4 protein-coding genes are annotated in these 4,617 nt (G+C 29.5%); all 4 read left to right on the plus strand.

Features of this window, described 5'->3' with window-relative positions:
- Positions 1 to 788 (plus strand): ATP-binding cassette domain-containing protein (locus SPD90_RS02745; RefSeq protein WP_320924227.1); only part of this gene is annotated, 788 nt, incomplete at its 5' end.
- 17 nt (positions 789 to 805) lie between these two features.
- The gene (gene uvrC / locus SPD90_RS02750; RefSeq protein WP_320924228.1) at positions 806 to 2,620 is read left to right on the plus strand and encodes an excinuclease ABC subunit UvrC; all 1,815 of its coding nucleotides are present in this window, start codon (positions 806 to 808) and stop codon (positions 2,618 to 2,620) included.
- A gap of 2 nt (positions 2,621 to 2,622) precedes the next feature.
- Positions 2,623 to 3,549, plus strand: coding sequence for an HPr(Ser) kinase/phosphatase (gene hprK / locus SPD90_RS02755; RefSeq protein WP_320624586.1), 927 nt, complete (start codon positions 2,623 to 2,625; stop codon positions 3,547 to 3,549).
- A gap of 90 nt (positions 3,550 to 3,639) precedes the next feature.
- Entirely contained in the window at positions 3,640 to 4,455 is an 816-nt protein-coding gene (locus tag SPD90_RS02760; protein ID WP_320924229.1) for a histidinol-phosphatase HisJ family protein, read from the plus strand.
- The last annotated feature ends 162 nt before the right edge of the window (positions 4,456 to 4,617 follow it).

Raw genomic sequence — 4,617 nt, forward strand, 5'->3', positions numbered from 1 at the left:
AAAATATAGATAAAATAATAAACATAGACCAAAGCCCTATAGGTAGAACTCCTAGATCAAACCCTGCGACTTATACAGGTATTTTTGATTATATAAGAGATTTATTTGCTATGACAAACGAAGCAAAAGCGAGAGGATACAAGAAAGGAAGATTTAGCTTCAATGTAAAAGGTGGAAGATGTGAGGCTTGTAAAGGTGATGGTATAATAAAAATTGAGATGCATTTCTTACCTGATGTATATGTTCCTTGTGAGGTTTGTAAGGGAGAAAGATACAATAGAGAGACATTACAGGTTAAATATAAAGACAAAACTATATCTGACGTACTAGACATGAATGTAGAAGAGGCATTGGAATTCTTTGAAAATATACCTACAATAAAAAGAAAATTAGAGACCTTGATGGATGTCGGACTTTCATATATAAAACTAGGTCAGCCATCAACTCAATTATCAGGAGGAGAAGCTCAAAGAATTAAATTAGCGACAGAATTAAGTAAGAGACCAACAGGTAAAACATTATATATATTAGATGAACCTACAACAGGTTTGCATATGGCAGATGTAGAAAAATTAATAGATGTTTTACAAAGATTAGCTGATACAGGAAATTCTATAGTAGTTATAGAGCATAATTTAGACGTTATAAAAAGCTGTGATTATATAATAGATTTAGGACCAGAAGGTGGAGATAATGGAGGAACTATCGTAGCTACAGGAACTCCAAAGCAAATTTCAAAAGTAGAAAATTCTTATACAGGACAATTTTTAAAGAAATATTTTGAATAGAAAAAGGAGAAGTTTAAGTGTTTAATATTCAAGAACAATTAAAATTACTGCCAGATGAACCTGGTGTTTATTTGATGAAAAATAAAAATAAAAAAATAATTTACGTTGGGAAGGCTATTTCTCTAAAAAATAGAGTAAGACAATACTTTCAATCATCAAAAAATCACTCATCTAAAGTAAAATCTATGGTAAGTAATATTGCCTCCTTTGAATATATAATTACAGATTCTGAATTAGAAGCGTTGATATTGGAGTGTAATTTAATTAAACAGTATAGACCTAAGTACAATGTTTTGCTTAGAGATGATAAAACATATCCGTATATAAAGGTTACCGTAAATGAGGATTACCCTAGAGTCATGAAGGTAAGACGTGTACTAAAGGACAAGGCGAAGTATTTCGGACCATATACAAATGTAGGTGCTGTAAATGATACTCTAGAAATCATAAGAAATATATATCCGATAAGAAACTGTAACGTGGATATACCTAAGGCAATTAAAAATAATGCAAGACCATGCTTAAATCATCACATCAAAAAATGTGTAGGACCATGTACAGGAAACGTATCAAAGGAAGAATATAGAAAGATGATTGATGAGATATTGATGTTTTTATCGGGAAAAGAAGAAACTTTGATAGAGATTTTAAAAGAAAAAATGAATGCATGTGCTATGGAATTTAATTTTGAAGAGGCTGCTATCTACAGAGATAAAATAAAAAATTTAGAGGAAATAATCGAAAAACAAAAAATAGATGCTTCCAGTTCAGATGTAAATCAAGATATAATAGCATTGGCTAGAACAGAACAAGAAGCTTGCGTTCAAGTTTTTTTCATTAGAAACGGCAAAATTATAGGTAGAGAACATTTTATATTAGAAGGAGTAGATGGAAGTTCTTCTGACTCTGTATTGGGATCATTTGTAAAACAATTTTATATGGAACAAGAGTATATTCCGAAAGAAATAATTATAGATGAAGAAATCGAAGATAATTATATACTAGAAGAGTGGCTAAGCCACAAAAAAGGAAGTAAAGTGACTATTAAAATACCGCAAAAAGGAGAAAAGAAAAATTTAGTTGAAATGGTCAGAAGAAACGCCATGGAGTATCTAAATAAATTTTCTCATTTAAACAAGCAAAAATACGAAAAAAGCATAGGAGCTCTAACGCAGCTAACAGAGTTACTAAAGCTTGAAAAAGTACCTAAAAGAATAGAAGCCTATGATATATCTAATATCCAGGGTGTGGATTCAATAGGAACTATGGTTGTTTTTACAGACGGCAAAAAAGATAGAAAAGAATATAGAAGATATAAAATCAAAACTATAGTAGGGCCAGATGATTATGGTTCAATGGCAGAGATTATAGGAAGAAGAATTAAGCACGGAGACCTACCGGATTTAATTTTACTAGATGGAGGAAAAGGTCAAGTAAGTGCGGTTCAAAAGGTACTAAACGATAATAATCTACAAATACCTCTATGGGGAATGTTTAAAGATGATAAGCATAGAACAAAAGGACTAGTAAATAAATCTGAAGAAATTGTGCTTGATAAAACAACAAATTTGTATAGATTTGTTGCAACTATACAAGAAGAGGTTCATAATTATGCTATAACCTATCATAGAAGCTTGAGAAAAAAATCTATTACTAAATCTGTATTAGATGATATAGCAGGGATAGGAGAAACAAGAAAGAAAAATCTTTTAAGCCACTTTAAAAGCATTGAAAATATAAAGGCTGCTACATTTGAAGAATTACTAGAAGTGGAAAGTATAAATAAAACAGCTGCAGAGAATATTTATAATTATTTTAGATCGGAGGAATAGATATGGAATCACAAGAAAAAGTTGCGATATCAGATATCGTCAGGGACTTGGACCTTAATGTAATTTACCAACCTGAGGACAAAGAATTTTTTGTTCATTCGCAAGACGTCAATAGAACAGGACTAGCATTAGCTGGATACTTTGAGTATTTTTCATTTGACAGGATACAAATAATAGGTAAAGGAGAATATACTTATTTTAAAAATATAGATAAAGAAAGAAGAAGAGAAATTTTAGATAAATTATTTTCTTATGATATACCTGCCTTAGTTATTACAAGAGGATTAGAAGTAGATGAGGATATAATTGAAGCTGCTAAAAGACATGAGCGTGTACTTATAAGCAGTGAAAGAAATACTACTAGATTTATTAATAAGATATCTAATTACTTAGATCATAGATTAGCACCACGTGTAACAATACATGGAGTATTAGTAGATGTCTATGGAATAGGTGTTTTAATAAAAGGAGAAAGTAGTATAGGTAAATCAGAAACAGCACTTGAGCTTATACAAAGAGGGCATAGATTAGTTGCTGATGATGCGGTTGAGATAATTAAATTAGACGATGATAGATTAGTAGGTCAGGCTCCGGAACTATTGAGACATTATATGGAAATAAGAGGAATAGGTATAATAGATGTTAGAAGTTTATACGGAGTTGGTGCAGTAAAAAACATGAAGGAAATAAGTTTAATTCTTCAGCTTGAAAATTGGAATCAAGAAAAATACTACGATAGATTAGGATTAGACAAAGAGTATGAAAAAATACTAGATAAAGAAATAGAAAAACTTGTAGTTCCAGTAAAACCAGGTAGAAATACAGCTATGATAGTAGAGGTTGCAGCTATGAATCATAGACAAAAAATAATGGGATACGATTCAGCTGTAGAGTTTACTAAAAAGTTAGCTCAAACAATTCAAAAGTAAATTTAAAAATAACTTAAAATTTACCTTAAATTAATACGATATTTAAAAACCTCTTGTACTATTTAATTAAAAAGTATAGGAGGTTTTATAATGAAAATAGTAGATAATCATGTACATACACATTTTTCGAGTGATGCAAAGGATACAATGGAAGATGTTATAAAAAGAGCTGTAAATATAGGTGTAGATTGCCTTACTTTTACTGATCATCTAGAGTACAATACAGATCATTTTTCCTTAGATATTCCAAAATATACAGAACAAATATCTAAATATAAAGAAAAGTATAGCGATGACATAGAGCTATTGACAGGTATAGAAGTTGGATATCAAAGTTATTTAAATAAAGAAATAAATAAAATATTAAATTCAACGAAATTTGATTTTGTATTATGTTCAACTCATACAATAGATAAAATACCTGTACCACATAGAGAATATTTTGAAGGACTTAGCAAAGAAGAAGCATATAGAAAGTATTTTGAGTCTATACTACAAACTAATAAAGAATTTAAAAATTATGATATTTATGGTCATTTGGATTACATAAATAGATATGCAATTTATGAAGATAATAAGGTTATCTATGATGATTATAGAGATATTTTAGATGAAGTTTTAAAAACTATAATAGATGGAGGAAAAGGAATAGAATTAAATACTTCAGGATATAGATACGGCTTAGATGCTATACATCCTAATATAGATATAGTTAGAAGATATAAGGAACTTGGTGGAGAAATAATAACTTTGGGATCTGATTCACATAGAGCTATAGATGTATGTGCAGATTTTGACAAATCTTATGAAATGTTGGATTATTTAGGATTTAGATACGTATCTATTTTTAAAAATAGAAAATGTGAGTTTATACCTATATATCAAAATATATACCATACAGCATAGTAGAAATTTAGTATATTTATAACACCACTTTATAAGAAAATCTAACTTGCTAAGTCATCTAAACCTTTAAATGGGCGCAAATAGCTTATGTGAGATAGATTTTCTTTAATTTCCTCTATTTTCAACAACTTGCTAAAAATTAATTCCTTCTTTATGTTTTCA

The sequence above is a fragment of the Intestinibacter sp. genome (assembly GCF_034113885.1).
Classification (GTDB): domain Bacteria; phylum Bacillota; class Clostridia; order Peptostreptococcales; family Peptostreptococcaceae; genus Intestinibacter.